12 protein-coding genes are annotated in these 17,392 nt (G+C 70.4%); 7 read left to right on the plus strand and 5 right to left on the minus strand.

Annotation, left to right across the window (positions count from 1 at the left end; genetic code table 11):
- Nucleotides 1-363, minus strand: a 363-nt coding sequence (locus KY572_RS37065; protein WP_224248436.1) for a hypothetical protein, incomplete at its 3' end; no start/stop codon positions are given.
- Between the two features lie 416 nt (nucleotides 364-779).
- On the opposite strand from KY572_RS37065, the gene KY572_RS37070 reads away from it, so the two are divergent.
- Together KY572_RS37070 and KY572_RS37075 are read left to right on the plus strand one after the other, a co-directional pair.
- Nucleotides 780-2,648, plus strand: coding sequence for a cytochrome c3 family protein (locus KY572_RS37070; protein ID WP_224248437.1), 1,869 nt, complete (start codon nucleotides 780-782; stop codon nucleotides 2,646-2,648).
- 1 nt (nucleotide 2,649) lies between these two features.
- Complete coding sequence (locus KY572_RS37075) at nucleotides 2,650-3,102, plus strand: hypothetical protein (RefSeq protein WP_224248438.1); 453 nt, start codon at nucleotides 2,650-2,652, stop codon at nucleotides 3,100-3,102.
- A 6-nt stretch (nucleotides 3,103-3,108) separates the two neighbouring features.
- Here KY572_RS37075 and KY572_RS37080 read toward each other — a convergent pair whose 3' ends face one another.
- From KY572_RS37080 to KY572_RS37090, 3 genes are all read right to left on the minus strand, one after another.
- A complete protein-coding gene (locus KY572_RS37080; protein WP_224248545.1) occupies nucleotides 3,109-3,897 on the minus strand; it encodes an amino acid ABC transporter ATP-binding protein in 789 nt (262 codons plus the stop codon).
- Between the two features lie 2 nt (nucleotides 3,898-3,899).
- Nucleotides 3,900-5,387, minus strand: coding sequence for an ABC transporter substrate-binding protein/permease (locus KY572_RS37085; protein ID WP_224248439.1), 1,488 nt, complete (start codon nucleotides 5,385-5,387; stop codon nucleotides 3,900-3,902).
- A 97-nt stretch (nucleotides 5,388-5,484) separates the two neighbouring features.
- Entirely contained in the window at nucleotides 5,485-7,182 is a 1,698-nt protein-coding gene (locus tag KY572_RS37090) for a dipeptidase (RefSeq protein ID WP_224248440.1), read from the minus strand.
- A gap of 274 nt (nucleotides 7,183-7,456) precedes the next feature.
- On the opposite strand from KY572_RS37090, the gene KY572_RS37095 reads away from it, so the two are divergent.
- The 4 genes from KY572_RS37095 (at nucleotide 7,457) to KY572_RS37110 (ending at nucleotide 13,912) form a co-directional block, all read left to right on the plus strand.
- Nucleotides 7,457-10,303: a cation-translocating P-type ATPase gene (locus tag KY572_RS37095; protein WP_224248441.1), complete on the plus strand. Its 2,847-nt coding sequence runs from the start codon at nucleotides 7,457-7,459 to the stop codon at nucleotides 10,301-10,303.
- Nucleotides 10,304-10,645: 342 nt separating this feature from the next.
- Nucleotides 10,646-11,596, plus strand: coding sequence for a glycosyltransferase (locus KY572_RS47940; RefSeq protein ID WP_224248442.1), 951 nt, complete (start codon nucleotides 10,646-10,648; stop codon nucleotides 11,594-11,596).
- Between the two features lie 28 nt (nucleotides 11,597-11,624).
- Nucleotides 11,625-12,791, plus strand: coding sequence for a glycosyltransferase (locus KY572_RS37105; protein WP_224248443.1), 1,167 nt, complete (start codon nucleotides 11,625-11,627; stop codon nucleotides 12,789-12,791).
- Entirely contained in the window at nucleotides 12,779-13,912 is a 1,134-nt protein-coding gene (locus KY572_RS37110) for a glycosyltransferase (RefSeq protein ID WP_224248444.1), read from the plus strand. Before KY572_RS37105 ends, KY572_RS37110 begins: the two co-directional genes overlap by 13 nt.
- Here the strand turns inward: KY572_RS37110 and KY572_RS37115 are convergent.
- Nucleotides 13,849-15,183: a glycosyltransferase family 4 protein gene (locus tag KY572_RS37115; protein ID WP_224248445.1), complete on the minus strand. Its 1,335-nt coding sequence runs from the start codon at nucleotides 15,181-15,183 to the stop codon at nucleotides 13,849-13,851. The genes KY572_RS37110 and KY572_RS37115 overlap by 64 nt on opposite strands.
- A 302-nt stretch (nucleotides 15,184-15,485) precedes the next feature.
- Here KY572_RS37115 and KY572_RS37120 point away from each other — a divergent pair, with 302 nt between their 5' ends.
- Entirely contained in the window at nucleotides 15,486-17,375 is a 1,890-nt protein-coding gene (locus tag KY572_RS37120) for a PEP/pyruvate-binding domain-containing protein (RefSeq protein ID WP_224248446.1), read from the plus strand.
- Nucleotides 17,376-17,392 lie beyond the last annotated feature (17 nt).

Here is a 17,392-nt window from a genome sequence, read left to right on the forward strand (position 1 = left end):
CTGCACGATGTGCAGGGCCTTGCCGGAGGCCGGCAGCTTCATCCCACGCAGGGACTGGCCGTGGGGCGACGCGGTGTCGATGGTGCCCGCGTTGAGGAGGATGTCGTTGAAGTCGTCGCGCGGCTCGGCACCCTCGGGCAGGGCGGCCATCGCGTTCTCATCGACCTGGACGATCTTGAACGCGCCGTAGTCCGCGATGACCTGGACGTTGGCGCCGCTCTTCTCGAGCAGCTTCGCCTGCTCCGCGGACAGCTGCACCTTGTGCGTCGCGAGAGCCGGACGAACCACCTCGCGCTGCTGCTCGGCCTCGTTGCTCGAGCCCTCGCAACCCAGCATCGACAACATTCCGACCAGCCCGAGCACGCGGGTGCTCTTGGCTCGCAGCCCCATTCTGGGGAGTCGGCTTACTCGTTGTGCCATTGTGTATTGCCCCGACATCCGAGCGCGCCGGTATTGCGAACCCTCACGCGCTCAATGCGGGTTCGAAGGAATCGAGCCTCGCATCTGACGAGAACTGTCTTCCGGGAGCGGAAACAGGTATCACATCGACACACTGAGTTTCAAATCGCCAACAAATCTTCGGGGTCACCAGAAGAAAGGGAAAACCAGATTCTTGACGGGCGCGTTTCACTGCCAGTGGAGCGCTCGGCGGGGACATGGTGGTAGTGACACCCAGTTGCATCTACGGGGCGACGGGGGCGGAGGGTGTCTTTCTCCCCTGAGCAGCCGGGCGGCCTCGCCCCGGGGGACAGGGATCGACTCGACAGCCTGAAGCGCCTATGCATCGAGCCATGAAGTCGGTGGGAGCGCGCCTCCGCAGCCCATATCTCGCCTGGGGGCTCGGGCTCGGGGTCCTGGCCTTCGTGGCCGGCCTCGCGCTCCGGGCCACCGCCGTCGAGGTGCGCACGCCGGTGCAACTGAGCGCGGTGGAGTACTCGGGCGCCTCGTCGTGCCAGCCGTGCCACCCGGACCACTTCGAGAGCTGGCGGCGCACCTTCCACCGGACGATGACGCAGGAGGCGTCACCGGGCGCGGTGCAGGGGGACTTCAGCGGGGTGAGCTTCACCTACGAGGGCGTCACCTCCCGCTTCCTGCGCGACGGCGAGCGCTTCGTCATCGAGACGCTGGACGGACAGGGCCGCATGCGGCGCCAGGAGGTGGCGCGCACGGTGGGCTCGCGGCGCGTGCAGCAGTACCTGGTGCGCGAGGGGGACCGGTACATCCGGCTGCCTGTCGCGTGGGACATCGAGGGCCGGCGCTGGTTCCACCTGGCGGGCGGCTTCCTGGATCCGGACGGGATGGACTTCAACACCCACCGCGCGCTGTGGGACGCCAACTGCATCTTCTGTCACAACGTGAAGGCGCAGCCCCGCTACGACTGGGAGCGGGGCAGGTTCGACAGCCACGTGGCGGAGCTGGGCATCGCCTGCGAGGCCTGCCACGGGCCGGGCACGGAGCACGCGGCGCGCAACCGGATGCCGCTGCGCCGCTACTACCTGCACTACTCCGAGGCGCCGGATCGCTCCATCGTCAACCCCACGCGGCTGGAGCCGCTGCGGCGGATCCAGGTCTGCGGCCACTGCCACGGCCAGCGCCTGCCCTCGCCCATCGATCGCATCCGCCAGTTCCTCTCCGAGGGAGATCCGTACACGGCGGGGGAGGACCTGTCCGCGTACACGCGGCCGCTGTATCGCGAGAGCCACCTGGAGGGGGTGGATGTGACGCTGCGCTTCTGGAAGGACGGGACGCCGCGCCTCAGCGCGTACGAGTACCAGGGGCTGCTGATGTCCCGGGACTTCCAGCGCGGCGGGCTGACGTGCCAGCACTGCCACTCGATGCACGGCGGGGACCCGAAGGGGATGATCACGCAGGAGAAGCGCGGGCCCGCGGCGTGCCAGGAGTGCCACGGAGACATCGTGGCGAAGGCCGCCGAGCACAGCCGGCACCGCGAGGGCTCCTCGGGCACGGACTGCTATGCCTGCCACATGCCGAAGATCGCGTACGGCATCATGCGGCTGCACCCCACGCACCGCATCCAGTCGCCGGATCCCTCGCGGGCCTGGCGCCACGAGATGCCGGAGGCGTGCACGCTGTGCCACACGGACCGGAGCGCGCGGTGGGCGGCGGAGACGCTGCGCGGGCAGCAGGGCCAGCCGCCTCCGGAGGACCTGCCCTCGGAGCCGGCCTTCGCGGTGGCGGAGATGGTCCGGACGCTGCTGTCGGGGGACGTGGTGCAGCGCGCGGTGGCGGCGTCGGCGCTGGGAGATGCGCGGAGCTACACGGCGCAGCCATTGGCGCGGCTGTGGGCGGTGCCCTTCCTGCTCCAGGGGATGGAGGACAACTACTCCTCCATCCGACGGCTCTCGTGGCTGTCGCTCGAGGCGCTCGTGGCTCGGGCGGGGGAGGCGCGCCCGGCGCTGAAGGGCTCGGCGGGGCAGGTGCCGCGCTTCGAGCCCCAGGCCTCCGCCGAGGAGCGGGCTCGGGTGGTGCGCAGCTGGCGTCAGTGGTGGGCGGCCCTGGACAAGGGTGATATTCCCCGGCCCGACGCGTCGGTTCCGCTGGATGCCGCGATGGAGCCGATCCCCGCCGTGGTCGAGCAGCTCCTGGAGAGGCGCGCGGCGCAACCTCCCATCCAGATAGGGGAGTGACGTGACGAGCCAGAAGAAGACGGAGGCTTCCGCTGCCGAGGGCCGTGCCCGGGTGCACGCCCGGTTCGGCTGGACGCTGCTCTTCGTGTCGCTGGCGTTCGGCTCGGTGATGGAGGCGCTGGAGGGCTTCCGGTGGGTGTCGTTCGTGGCGGACGCCTGGAAGCAGCGGCTCTGGTCGCTGGCGCACTTCCATGGCGCGGCGCTGGGGCTGCTGAACCTCATCTATGTGCAGTGGGCGGACACGCCGACGCTGAGCGTGGGGCGTCGCACGTCCGCCTCCCGGGTGCTGATGGTGGGCAGCGTGGGGATGCCGCTGGGCTTCCTGCTCGGAGGCATTGCGCACCCGGAGGGAGATCCCTCGCTGGGCATCATCCTGGCGCCGGTGGGAGCCCTGCTGGTGCTCTACACCGTGGCCGTGCAGACGCTGGCGGTGTGGCGCCGCTCCGGGGAGTGACGGGGCTCAGCCCTCACCGCCAGGGGAGACATGGAGCACCTTGCGCAGGAACTCGCGGGTGCGCGGCTGCGAGGGCTGGGTGAAGATGCGCGAGGGCGGGCCCTGCTCCAGGACGGTGCCCGCGTCCAGGACGACCACGCGGTGGGCCACCTCTCGGGCGAAGGCCATCTCGTGCGTGACGACGAGCATGGTCATGCCTTCGCGGGCCAGGCCCTGCATCACCTGGAGCACCTCGTCGGCCAGCTCGGGGTCGAGCGCGGAGGTGGCCTCGTCGAAGAGCATCACCTCCGGCTCCATGGCGAGGGCGCGGGCGATGGCCACCCGCTGCTGCTGACCGCCCGAGAGCCGGGCCGGGTACTCGTCCTTCCGGTCGAGCAGCCCCACGCGCTCCAGGAGCCGCAGGCCGATGGTCTCCGCCTGGACGCGCGGCAGGCCCTTCACCCGGAGGGGGGCCTCGATGACGTTGCCCAGGGCCGTCATGTGGGGGAAGAGGTTGAAGCGCTGGAAGACCATGCCGATGTGGGTGCGCTGCCGATCCACCTCGGCCTCGGGCCGCGGCACGAGCCGGCCTTCCTTCTCCTGCCGTCCCAGCAGCTCGCCGCGCAGCCAGATGCGCCCTTGAGTTGGGGTCTCCAGGTAGTTGAGGCAGCGCAGCAGCGTGGACTTGCCGCAGCCGCTCGGGCCGATGATGACGACGACCTCGCCGGTGGCTACTTCCAGGTCGATGCCTCGGAGCACCTCGCGGTCACCGAAGGACTTGCGCAGTCCCTCCACGCGGATGATGGGGGCGCTCATGTTCATGTGCCTCGCGCCTCCAGGCGGCGCTCCAGTCGCTGGGCGAGAGCGGACAGCGCCACGACGATGATCAGGTAGCCGACGGCGGCCCAGGCGTACACCTCCGGGCGCAGGTAGGTGCCCGCGAGCTGCTTCGTCTCGTAGAGCATCTCCGGCAGGGCGATGACCATGACCAGCGAGGTGTCCTTGGAGAGCGCCGCCAGCTCGTTGACGAGCGGAGGGATGAGGCGGCGGAACGTCTGGGGCAGGATGACGCGGCGCATGGCCAGCTCGTGGCTCATGCCCAGGGCGCGGGCTGCCTCCATCTGTCCCTTGTCGATGGACTCGATGGCGGCCCGGAAGATCTCCGCGATGTAGGCCGCGGCGTTGAGCGAGAGCGCGACGAGCCCCGCGGCCATGGGGCCCAGGCGGACGCCCATCATCAAGGGCAGCGCGAAGAAGATGAAGAGGAGCTGGAGCAGGAGCGGAGTTCCGCGGAACAGGGTGATGTAGGCCGTGGCCACGCCACGGAAGACAGAGCGGCGGGAGATGCGCGCCAGCGCCACGAGCAGCCCCAGCGCGATGCCACAGGCCCCGGAGCCGAGCGTGAGCTGCAGCGTGACTCCGAGCCCCTGGAGCACGCGGGGCAGGACCACCTCGAGGGAGAAGGTCCAGAAGCCCTGGGGCTTCACGGCCTGCCCCAGCTCTCCGCCGAACCAGCGCTCGGAGAGGCGCTTCAGCTCGCCGCTGGCGCGGATGTCCTCGAAGGCCTGGCGGATGGCGGCGGTCAGGTCCGCGTCCTGCTTGTTGATGGCGATGCCGATGGGCTCGGGCTCGAGCGCCTGGCCGGTGATGACGAAGCTGTCATCCCGGCGGGAGAAGAAGCGGCCCACGGGCTCGTCGATGACGATGACGTCGGCCTGGCCGGACTTCACGGCGGCGAAGCACTCGGTGGCGCCAGGGAAGGGGCGGATCTCCTGGACGGCGACGCCACGTTGCTGGAGCTGCTCCACGAAGCGCTGCGAGGTGGTGTTCGTCTGCACGGCGACGCGGTGGCCGGCGAGCTCCTGCTCGGTGCGGATGGTGCGGCCCCGGGTGGTGACGAAGACCTGGGACATGCGCGCGTACTCGATGAAGTCGACCTGCTGCTGGCGCGCGGGGGTGATGTTCATCGACGACAGGATGATGTCGTAGCGCCCGGAGGTGAGCCCGGCGAGGATGCCGTCCCAGTCCATGACGACGAACTGCGCGGAGACACCGAGCCGGCGGGCAATCTCCCGAGCGAGATCGACGTCGAAGCCCACGGGCTGACCGCCCTCCAGGAACTCCATGGGAGGGTAGGTGGCGTCGATGGCCACGCGCAGCACCCCCGCGGCCTGGACCCGAGCGAGGGCTCCGCCCTGAGCGGCAACGGGAGGAGCGGTGGTACTCCTCGGCTCATCGCCACGGGCGAGGCTCGGGAGGAGGACCGCCAGCAGGAGACACCCGATGGTGAGGCTCCAGCGCTTCATGGGCCGAACGTACCGTTCTTTCGGCCTCGCAGCGCGACGGGACTGGGAGCTCGGTGCGTTTTTCGAGCTCCCAGGAGCCGTGTTACTCCAACCCGCCTCAGGGAGGCGGCGCGACCGTGGGCTTCTGCTCGGGCTTGGCCGCCGGGGCCGGAGTCGCGGCCGGGGCGGGCTTCTTCTCGGGCTCGGCGGGCATCTCCAGCCGCTTGCCCGTGTCCCGCGCGATGTGCCGGTACCACGCGTCCGGGTACTTGGGGTGGTTCACCTTGCCCTGCTCGTCCCGCACGTTGCCGTCGATGTACTTCACCAGCAGGTTCTCACCCAGCTTGCGCCAGCGCGTGTGGACCTTCTCGCCCTGCTGCATCGAGTACTGCGTCAGGTACTGGCGAGCCTCCTCGGGGTTGCGCTTGTACTGCTCCAGCGCCGTCTTCTCGATGTCCGCCTGATCCGCGACGAACTGGCCCTCCAGCGCGTCCTGCTCCTTCTGGACGTCCACCGAGATGTCGCTCCAGCGCGCGTACGTCTGGTTCGACACCCAGTTGAACACCCAGAACGCCGAGTCCCACGAGAACTTGCCGCGGCTGCCCACGCCCTGCGCGAAGTTCTTCGGAGCCTGCCGGATGCCCGCGTACATCGGCGTGTAGACCGTCAGCGCCGTGTCATCCACGCCGAACCAGAGCACGCCGCCCACGTGCGACGGCATCCAGTCGCGCATCTGCGCCACGAAGGAGAAGCCCGTCTGCTGCGTGGAGATGGCGCGCTCGTTCACGTACTTCTTCCCGTCCACCTCCCACGTCAGCGGGCGCCAGCGGTACGGCGCCGCATACGGCCCGGCCCCGATGTCCTTCGACATGTCCAGCGGCGTGCCCTGGAAGTGGTCTCGCATCAGCGCCATCGCGTCCTGCACGGACAGCTTCCGGTCCGGCTTCACCCACAGCGGCAGGCGCTTGCTCGGCGACGAGCCATCCGCGTACTCCACCCCCAGCTTCAGCGAGGGCGCCGCGCGCCGGAAGATGCTCCACACCCGGCCCTCGGCGAACCGCTGCCCCTCGAAGTCGAGCGGGTGGTACGTGTCCGCGAAGCTGAAGTCCTTGTCCGCGCCCTTGAACCAGCCCTTCTCCCGAGCGAAGGAGATGACGTCGGGCGAGTAGAGCGTGTCCGGATCGTTCAGCGGGAACTGGCGGATGCGCGCCTGGTTGGCATGCGCGGAGATGTAGCCCTCCGGCAGCTTGCGAGCCACCCACACCGCGCCCTTCTGCCCCGCGCCCTTGCCGATCATCTCCAGCAGCCACACCTCCTTCGGGTCGGCGATGGAGAACGACTCGCCGGTGGAGGCATAGCCGTGCTCGGCCACCAGGCGCGTCATGACCTGGATGGCCTCGCGAGCCGTCTTCGAGCGCTCCAGGGCGATGTAGATGAGCGAGCCGTAGTCGATGATGCCGGTGGGGGCCTCCAGCTCCTTGCGGCCCGTGAAGGTGGACTCGCCGATGGAGAGCTGGTGCTCGTTCATGTTGCCCACCACCGTGTAGGTGACGGGCGCCTCGGGGATCCGCCCGAGGAACTTCCCCGTGTCCCAGTCGTGGATGTCGCGCATGGCGTTGGGGCCATGGCGCCGCGCGGGCGTGTAGTACAGCTCGCCGTAGAGCTCGTGCGAGTCCGCGCTGTAGGTGATGAAGGTGGCGCCGTCCGCCGTGGCCCCCTTGGACACCAGCATGCTGGTGCACGCGAGGGCAGGGGGAGCGATCAGGGCCGCCGTGACGGGGAGCGCCGTGAGGAGGGACGTCATGCGTCGGGTCATGGCGGCGGATGCTATCAGTCCTCTGCCCGATGGGAACCGCGGTGTCCCTCGGGTGGGCCTTCACCGTCACTGGGAGGGACCGCGAGACGCGCCGGAGGCTGCCGCGGTGCGGCCCTGCGGCCGAGCGGCGCAGCGCACGTCTCCTCCAGTGAGCCGGCGTGTGCACCTCCCGGGCTGAAGGCCGCGCAAACCCTGCACGTGCGCCCAGGAGGTCGCAGGGTTTGCGGGAGGCAGCCCACTCCGGCGAACCGTCGCGACTGGCTTGGGAGGTGCAATGCGCTCCGTCGATCAGGGAAGCAGCCAGGAGACGCCCGTGGCGAATGACGCGCATGGCCAGGAGTCGAGCGGTGGAGGGGCGGCAGGCAGCGAGCCGCCCTGGCACGCGCTGCGGGTAGAGGAGGCGCTGAGACGCGCCGAGACGGATGCCGGGCGGGGCCTGTCCACTCAGGAGGCCGCTCTCCGCCTCGCCCGCCTGGGGCCCAATGCCCTGCCGGAGGGGGTGCGAAAGTCCATCGCCACCGTCTTCCTCCACCAGTTCAAGAGCCCTCTCATCTATCTGTTGATCGCCGCGGCTGGCATCGCCCTGGCGCTGGGGAAGGTAAGTGACTCCGCCGTCATCCTGGTGGTCGTCCTCATCAACGCCCTCATCGGGACGCTTCAGGAAGGGCGGGCGGAGCGCTCGCTCGACGCGCTGCGGCGTCTGGCGAGCCCCAAGGCGCACGTGCTGCGGGACGGCCAGGAGCAACAGATCGACGCTCGCGAGCTCGTGCGGGGCGATCTGCTGCTGCTCGCGGCGGGAGACGCGGTGGCCGCGGATGCCCGGCTCGTGGAGGGCGCGGGCCTGCAGCTCTCGGAGGCCGCGCTCACCGGCGAGTCCGCTCCGGTGGCCAAGGAGCCCTCGCCCCTGGGGCCGGAGACGGTCCTGGCCGACCGCAAGAACATGCTCTACGCGGGCACCTACGTCACCGCGGGCCGGGCCCGGGCGGTGGTCGTGGCCACCGGGCCCGGCTCGGAGATCGGCCGCATCGCCGCCCTCGCGGAGGCCGCCGAGGAGCCCAAGACGCCCCTGGAGCGGCGCATCGAGCAGTTCGGCCGCTACATCATGGGCGCCGCGCTGGTGCTGCTCATCACGGTGGTGACCATCGGGACCCTGCGGGGCGTGCCCTTCGGACAGATCGCCATGGTGGGCATCAGCCAGGTGGTCGGCATGGTCCCCGAGGGGCTCCCGGTCGCCATCACCATCGCGCTGGCCGTGGGTGTCCAGCGGATGGCGAAGCGGCGCTCGGTGGTCCGGAGGCTGGCCGCCGTCGAGACGTTGGGCTCAACCACGGTCATCTGCAGCGACAAGACGGGGACGCTGACGCGCAACGAGATGACCGTGACCACCGTCCATCTCCCCGGTGGCCGGGAGTTCTCGGTGTCTGGCGTGGGCTATGCGCCGGAGGGCGACTTCCTCGAGAAGGGTGGACAGGTGCGGCCCCTGGCCGAGGAGGACTTGAGGGGCCTGCTCGAGGCGGCGGTGCTCTGCAACGACGCGCAGCTCGTCGGTCCCGAGGCACAGGAGCCTCGCTGGAAGCCGATGGGTGATCCCACCGAGGTGGCCTTGGTGACGCTCGGGAAGAAGGCGGGCCTCGCGCTCGAGGAGGTGCGCAGCCACTTCCCCCGACAAGCGGAGATCCCGTTCGATGCGGCCACGAAGATGATGGCCACGCAGCACGCCGGGCCCGAGAGCACGTGGGTGGTGCTGAAGGGAGCGCCGGAGGTCCTGCTCGAGCTGTGTGGCGGCTCGAGGCAGGGCGGCGTCGTCATTCCCATGGACGAGCGCGGGCGCCAGGAGGCGCACGCCGCCGCGGAGTCCATGGCGCACCGCGCGCTGCGGGTGCTCGCGATCGCCATCGTCCCGGGAGCGAGCATCGATGACCGGGCGGACCCCTCCGCGTTCCGGGGGAAGGCGATCTGGCTGGGCCTGGTGGGGCAGATGGATCCGCCTCGCCCGGAGGTCGCCGACGCGGTGGCGCGGTGCAGGGCCGCTGGCATCCGCCCGGTCATCGTCACGGGGGACCACAAGGTGACGGGGCTGGCGGTGGCCCGCGCGCTCGGCATCGCGCGTGAGGGAGACATCGCCGTGGATGGCCGCGAGCTGGAGCAGCTCTCGGACGAGGCCCTGGCCGAGCGCATCGATCGCATCTCTGTCTTCGCGCGCGTCCACCCCGCGCAGAAGCTCCGCATCGTCCGGGCCTACCAGCGACGGCACGAGGTGGTCGCGATGACGGGCGATGGCGTGAACGATGCGCCGGCGCTCGCGCAGGCGGACGTGGGCATCGCCATGGGAGTCACCGGGACCGAGGTCGCCAAGGAGGCCTCGAAGATGGTCATCGCGGACGACAACTTCTCGACCATCGTCGCCGCCGTCGAGGAGGGCCGCGTCGTCTACCGCAACCTGAAGAAGGTCATCCTCTATCTGTTCTCGACCTCGATGGCCGAGGTGGCGGTGCTGCTGGCCGCGCTGGTGATGGGGTATCCGCCTCCGCTGGCGGCCGTGCAGATCCTCTGGATCAACCTGGTGACGGAGGGCGTGGTCACCATCAACCTCATCCTGGATCCCGCCGAGGGGGATGAGATGCGGCGCAGGCCCATTCCCACGGATGAGCCGCTCCTGACGCGGACCCTGCTGTCGCGCATGGCGTTCATGACTCCCGCCATCGCGATCTCCACCCTGGGTTGGTTCATCTACCGGCTCTCGACGGGGGCGCCCTTCGCCCAGGTCCAGACCGAGACGTTCACGGTGCTGGCGGTCTGCCAGTGGTTCAACGTCCTCAACTGCCGCTCGGAGGGCAGGTCCGTCTTCCGGATGAACCTGCTGAAGAACCCCTGGCTCATCGGAGGCCTGGTCCTGGGCAACCTGCTCCAGGCGATGGTGGTCTTCCTGCCGTTCATGAACGAGATCTTCCACACGGTGCCCTTCAGCCTGAAGGAGGTGGTAGCCATCGGTGTGGTCGCCAGCTTCGTCCTCTGGGTCGAGGAGCTGCGCAAGCTCCTCGTCCGCCGCAGGGAGCGAGGCGAGAGCCTGCGAGCCCCGCCCGCGCGGACTCACGGCGCCGAGGAGCGCGCGCACGCATGAGGGGAGCGGCCCCAGGGCCGACAGCCTCTCGAGCACCTTCGCATCCCCACCGCCTCCCGGGGAGGAGCCCGTGCCGGGCCGGAGCGCCACCGACTGGTATGCTTGTCATACCAGTTGGCGACAGGTCCGGCCGACAGGGGGGCCCCGGTCGAGGGAACTGTTCACTCGAGAAAGCCCGCTGCCTCGAAGAGGGGGGGGCGGGCTGCATCCCGGGAGGCCATCCCTATGTTGGGGTGCGGTCCGAGTCCGGGGGCGTTGCGCCTGTCGCGGAATGCCCGGCATGCGGCCGCGGGGTGGGAGATGCGGCGGCAGCTTCAGAACAGTCTGGAGAATCTTCAGCGTGTGACGGATGTGGTCCGGGAGCTCGGCTGGCAGGCCCAGGCGCAGGCGCGGCGCAACGTCCTCGCGCTGCGGACCCGAGGGACGGGACGCTGGGGCTCGGTCTCCGTGGCCTGGCCCCGCCAATACGACTGGGAGCTCGCTTCCAAGTGGGCGGACCACTTCAAGTGGGGCCTGGCCGAGCGCGCTCAATTGGAGGTGGTGGACCTTCCCCAGCCCCACGAGCGCATCGTCCTCTTCGAGGTGGGATACGCGGGCGGGCGCCTGCGTGCGGCCCTCGACTATGCGGACTCGCCGGAGCTCAACTCCACGTGCCTGCGTGAGGTGGGGCTCTACTTCAAGATGCAGTACCGCCAGTCGGGCTACTCCTCTCGCCGTGTGCTTCCGGCGGGGTATGTGCCGGGCAGCCTGCATCTGTACGACTACCTCGCGCCGGTGCGGGCGCTGCGGGACGCGCGCCACTTCACCTATGACGTGCTGGGGCGCTGCTCCCCGGACACCGCCTCGGACGCGCAGCGACAGGCCTTCGAGCAGCTGCAGGCGCAGACGCGCTTCCGCTTCCACGGTGGGGCTCCCACGGTGCGCTACAGCCGCTTGCTGCGCGAGGTGGCCCAGGCGCGCGTGTGCGTGGATCTGCCCGGAGTCGGCGGCTTCGGCTTCCCGCTCATGGATTGCCTCGCCGTGGGCAGCTGCGTCGTGACGGCCCGGCACGACCAGCGCCTCCCCGGAGGACTGGTGGATGGCGAGCACGTCATCTTCGTGCGGCCCGACTTGAGCGATCTCGTCGACACCTGCGCGCGCTACGTGGAAGACGCGCCGGCGTGTGAGCGCATCGCTCGCAACGCGCGCCACTTCTTCGATGCGTACCTGCATCGGCGAGCCCTGGCGGACAGCTGCCTGCGCGCGTGTGTCCAGGTCCTGGAAGCCCCTTCGAGCGCCTCGCTCTTCGACTGAGTGCCGTGTTTTTCGGAGCTCCGTGTCCATGTCACCCAAGACTTCGTCTTCCTCCGCTTCCTCGCGCTCCGCTCCCACCCGCCAGGCGCCCTTCGTCGGGCGCCGCCTGCGCGTCGTCCACCTGATGCATGGCCTCCAGCTGGGAGGGCTGGAGACGTTCGTCGTCCGGCTCGCGTCGGCCGGGCGCGAGCTGGGGCTGGAGCCGCTCGTGCTGGCACTGGGCGATGACGGGCCGGTGCGCGACCTGCTCTCGGAGCACGAGATTCCGTGCGTGTGGCTGGAGGGGCTGCCCGGGCTGTCTCCGGCTGCGCTCCGGCGCATCACCCAGGAGCTGCGTGCCTTCGAGGCGCACCTGGTCCATGGGCATGACATGGGGCCCTGGCTCAACGCGGCGGCGGCCTCGCTGCTCGCGGGCGGCGCGGCGCCCGTGGCCACCTTCCATCAGACGGCGCAGCCCGGCTCCAAGCTGCGGCCGCTGGCCTCGGTGGCCGCCAGCCTCTCCCCGGCGCTGATTGCCTGCGGCCGGGAGGTGGAGCGGGAGATCCGCGCCTGGGCGCCTCGCACCGCCAACGTCGTCACCATCGAGAATGGTGTTCCGCTGCCCGAGCCGGCTTCACCCCGGGAGCGCTCCGCCATCCGGGCCCGCCTCGGGTTGCCGGCGCGCGCCACCGTCTTCGGCTACCTGGGCCGGCTGCACCCGGAGAAGGGGGTGGAGACGCTGGTGGAGGCCTTCGCCCAGGCGTTCGCGCGCGATCCGCAGGCGCACCTGGTGCTCATCGGCACGGGGCCTCTGGAGAGCGCGCTGCGCGCGCGCAACGTGGAGCGCGTCCACTTCCTGGGCGAGGTGCCTCACGGGTCGCGGCTGCTCCCCGCCTTCGATGTCTACGTGCAGCCCTCCCTGCGCGAGGGGCGCTCGCTGGCGCTGCTCGAGGCGATGGCGGCGGGCCTGCCCACGGTCTCGTCGGACATCCCCGCCATCCGGGAGGTTCACGTAGGCGAGGAGACGGCGCTGCTCGCGCCTCCGGGTGACGCGCGCGCCCTGGCGGGAGCCCTGCGCACCCTGGCCGGGGATGCGGACCGGCGCGCCGCCATGGGTCGCAGGGCGCGGGAACGCTCTCGGGAGCACTCGCTGGACACCATGGTCCAGCGCTACGCGGCCCTCTATCGGGATGTGGTGAGCCGGTGGGAAAGCTGAAGCCTGTCCTCCATGTTCGCAGCTCCGGCGGCCTGTATGGCGCCGAGCGCTCCCTGATGTCGCTGGCGGCCCACACGCCGCCGCCCTTTGCTCCGCTCCTGCTCAGCCTGGTGCCTCCGGGGCGCGCGGATGCCCTCGTGCCCGAGGCGCGGCGGCTGGGGCTGAAGGCCCTGAGCATCCCCGCGCGCTCGGGCTTCGACGCCGAGGCGGTGCGCTCGCTGGCCGCGGAGGCACGGCGGCTCTCGGCCTGTCTGTTCCACGCGCATGACTTCAAGTCCCTGGCCCTGGCGCTGCCGGCGGCGCGCTGGGCCGGGCTGCCGGTGGTGGCGACCTTTCATGGGGACACCGGCGAGAACCTCCTCGTCCAGGCGTACGAGGCGAGTGCCCGCCTCCTGGCCAACGCCGTGCAGGGCGTGGCGGTCGTGTCCCGCGAGCTGGAGGCGCGCGTGCGCCGCTGGGCGCCACTCGCCCGGGTGATGCACCTTCCCAACGCCCTGGCCCTCCCTGCGCCGCTCACCGCCAACGAAGCGCGGGCGGCCCGGCATGAGCTCGGGCTGTCCGATGCGGAGCCCACCCTGGCGGTGCTGGGACGCCTGTCGCCCGAGAAGGGGCACGCCGTGCTCTTCGAGGCGCTGAGGCGCCTGCCCCGCCCGCCGCTCCTGCTCATCGCGGGGGAGGGGCCCGAGCGCGCTCGGCTGGAGGTGCTCGCGCGTGGGCTGCCGGTGCGCTGGCTGGGCTTCACCGCGTCGCGCCCCGTGTATGCCGCCGCGGATGCCGTGGTGATGCCCTCGCTCACGGAGGGGATGCCCATGGTGGCCCTGGAGACCATGGCCAGCGGGCGGCGCCTGGTGGCCAGCGCCGTGGGAGCGCTGCCGTACCTGCTCGCCCAGGGGCGCGGAGAGCTGGTTCCGCCCAGCCACCCGCACCTGCTGTCGCTCGCCCTGGCGCGCGTGCTGCGCGCGGTGGCCGACGAGGGCCGGGACTTCCTGGGGGCGCGGGCCCACGTCGAGCGGCGCTATGCGCCCGAGGCCGTGGGCCGGCGCTACGCCGACGAGCTCTACGCCGGAGCCGTGGAGCGGTACGCGCGCATCAGCTCCGCCCCCACCTCGCCCCAGGCGTAACGCTGGGCGAGGGTGGCGGCGCGCTGGGCCATGGCGCTCGCCTCCTCGGGGTTGTTCTTGAGGTAGCGGAGCGCGCTGGCGAACTCCGCCTCCGTATTGGCCAGCAGCGCCTCGCGGCCGTTCTGGAAGGGCAGCCCTTCGGCGGCCAGCGGGCTGGCGACGATCGGCACGCCGGCGGCCGCGGCCTCGAGCAGCTTGAGCCGCGTGCCCGAGCCGAGGCGCAAGGGAACGACCGTGGCCCAGGCCCCCTCGAGGTAGGGCGCCACGCTGGGCACCGTCCCCGTCACCACCAGGTTCTCGCGCTGGCAGGACTGCAGGCGCGAGGACGGATTGCGCCCGATGAGCATCAGCCGGCTGGGGGCGAGGTCCGCCTCCACGCGGGGCCACAGCTCCTTCGCCAGCCAGAGGGCGGCATCCCCGTTGGGCAGCCAGTCCATGGCTCCCACGAAGACGACATCCTTGCGGAGGGTCCTCGCGAGCGCCTGTCCCGGCGAGTTGTCGATGCGCACCCCGTTGGGGACGACATGGACGGCGCGGGCGCCCAGGCCTTCCAGCTGCTGGCCATCCACGGGCGAGCAGGCAAGCACCAGGTCCATCTGCTTCAGCAGGTGCGCCTCGAGCTGACGCACCTGGCGGTGCTGCCACCGCACCAGCGGCCTGAGCGGGAGCGGCGCGAGAGGTGCCAGCCGCTCGAAGAGGGCGGACTCGACGTTGTGCTCGTCGAGGACGAGCCGGGCCGTCGGGCAGAGGGAGCGCGCGAGGGGCGCCCACTGGGCGGTGTGCAGGTGATCGAAGTGGACCACATCCACGGGCCGCTGCGAGAGCAGCTCGGTGAAGGCGGTGAGCGCCTCAGGAGCCAGGTAAGGCAGATAGGAGGGAGGCACGCCTCGGGCGAGGCTGGCGAGCACACCGCCCGGGCGCCAGGGCGAGCGGTTCGAGCGAGGAACCGTCCGCACCGTGACGTGTCGCCCCAGCTGCTCCCGGAAGCCGTCCGCGTCCTCGCCGGGTCCCTGGAACGCGAGCACCGTCAGCTCTACCTGGCCCGCCAGTGTCCGCATCAGCTCCAGCGTCCGCTGGGTGCCGCCGCTGAAGGCGGGGAAGGGGACACCCGGCAGGACACAGAGCACTCGCAGCGGCCGGGAGAAGCCCTCTTCCAGGGCTTTGGCCAGGGTATTCGACGGCCGCGGACTCTGTTGAGGCTGGGCGCCCCCCTTGGAAGGATTCAGCTCCTGGTTCTTCCCCGACTGCGCCACCCTCGACCCCTGCAACATGATCAGTGCCTCCGTCGATTGCCTTACCCGTGAAATGCGCGGGCAGGGCAAAATGGACGAAGGATAATTTCGCGGCTCGAAACGGCTCGGCGGATGAGCGCCAGTGGACAGCACGCGAGCAGGGTGGCTGACGCAGTCCGGCAAGAGGTGTTCGCTACTGGAGAGCGGCGGACCTGGACTCGACGTATCGTCGGGTGGTGCACGCTCTGAATCACCGGCTCCTCTGGCTTCTCTCCGCAAGCCTTCTGGCTTGTGCACCGAAGATCATCACCGCGCAGCCCACGGACGGCGGGGCCGCGGCCATGCGAGAGGGGGACTATGCCCACACCATCGACACCCCTGAGGTGTGGCATGCGCTCGCCGCGCGTCCAGGCTCCGAGTTCCAGGCCAATATAGAGGTGGTGAAGGTCGTCCTCGACTCGATGGACGGCAACGTCTACTTCATGCAGAGCGAGCGCTGGCCGCTGCACCTGACCTTCGCGCGCAGGTTCCTCTTCACCTTCACCCACCCGGTTCCGCCGCCTTCCGTGTTCTACGAGAAGGAGTACCGCTCGAAGGAGCGCCGGTTCGTGCTGGGCACGCTGGCCCACTACGTGGACGCGGACGTGTGGGCCTTCGAGCTGAGCGCCAACGATACGTTGGACGTGGAGGCCACCGCGCGGGCGTTCTCCGAGGTGCGCAAGCGCGTCTTCTTCCGAGAGCAGCTGCGCTACCGGCCCGTTCCGCCCGCTCATGAGCGCGAGCTCGCACGTCTCCAGGCGCTGATGCCGGTGGTCACGGTGGATGCGATCGCGGGCAAGACGCGCTACCAGCCGCTGGAGATGGGCGAGGCCTACGGCTACCTGCGCGTCTTCCCCGTGGGCCGGAAGGTGGAGCCTCGGGAGCTGAGGCCGTACGACATCGTGGTGCTGGCGGAGCTGCCGGAGGAGCTGCCCGTGGTGGCCGGGGTGATGTCCGAGCAGCTCCAGGCGCCGCTGGGCCACATCAACGTGCTGTGCCACAACCGCCGCACGCCCAACATGTCGGCGAGGGGCTTGCTGGCGCATCCCTCCGTGAAGCAGCTGGAGAACCAGCTGGTGCACCTGGTGGTGGAGCCACGGGGCTTTCGCCTGGAGCCGGCGACACTCCCTCGGGCCGAGAGCGCGTGGGAGGCGCATCGGCCCGCGCGCCCGTTCACTCCCGAGCGAGACGACCGCGACGTGGGCATGCCGCTGCTCACCGAGATGGACCCGGACGATGTCTCTCTCTTCGGAGCGAAGGCCGCCCAGCTCGCGCGGGTGGCCCAGCTCTCCCCGAGCATCGAGGTGCCCAAGGGGTTCGGGTTGCCCTTCCACGCCTATGCACGCTTCCTCCGGGTCAACGGACTGGATGCGCGCATCGAGGCCATGCTCGCGGATCCGGAGTTCCAGCGCAGCCCGGACAAGCGCCAGCGGGACTTGCAGGCGTTGCGCGAGGCCATGGAGCGCGCGCCAGTGCCGCCGGACATCCTCCAGCCGCTGCTCGCTCGGATTCGAGCCGTGCTCCCGCCGGGAAAGGTGCGTCTGCGCTCGAGCACCAACGCCGAGGATCTCCCCGGCTTCAATGGGGCGGGGCTCTACCGCTCGCGCAGGGTGGACCCCACCAACGCCGAGCAGGTAGCGCAGGGGCTGCGAGAGGTCTGGTCCAGCGTCTGGCTGTGGAGCGCGTTCGAGGAGCGGTGGTACTACCGCATCGAGCCGCGCACGGTGGGCATGGCCATCCTGGTGCAGCAGTCGGTGGATGACACGGTGGCCAACGGAGTGGCCATCACGGCGAACCCGTTCCACCAGGGCCGGCCCGGCTTCCTCATCAATGCCCAGCTCTCGGGAGGCAGCGTCACGGGTGCGCGCGGCGACGAGCTCCCCGAGCAGATCCTCTATTACACCTTCGAGGAGGGCAGGGGCTTCGAGCGGCTCTCGCGCAGCTCGGGCTCGCCGGACGCCCCCATCCTCTCGGACGAGGATGTCGAGAAGCTGAGCACCGCGCTCGGCATCATCCACAATGCCTTCACCCAGGATGGGCTCGGCGTGAGTGGACGGGCAGTGGACGTGGAGTTCCTCCTCGTGCGTGAACCGCGCCGGGTGGTCATCGTCCAGGCCCGACCGTACACCGTCACCTGGGAAGGGGATCGCGTCTGGAGGGATGAGACCGGAAGGCCCGTGCTCCCGCCGTGAGCGTGATGGCAGCCGGT

The sequence above is a fragment of the Hyalangium gracile genome (genome assembly GCF_020103725.1).
Taxonomy (GTDB): domain Bacteria; phylum Myxococcota; class Myxococcia; order Myxococcales; family Myxococcaceae; genus Hyalangium; species Hyalangium gracile.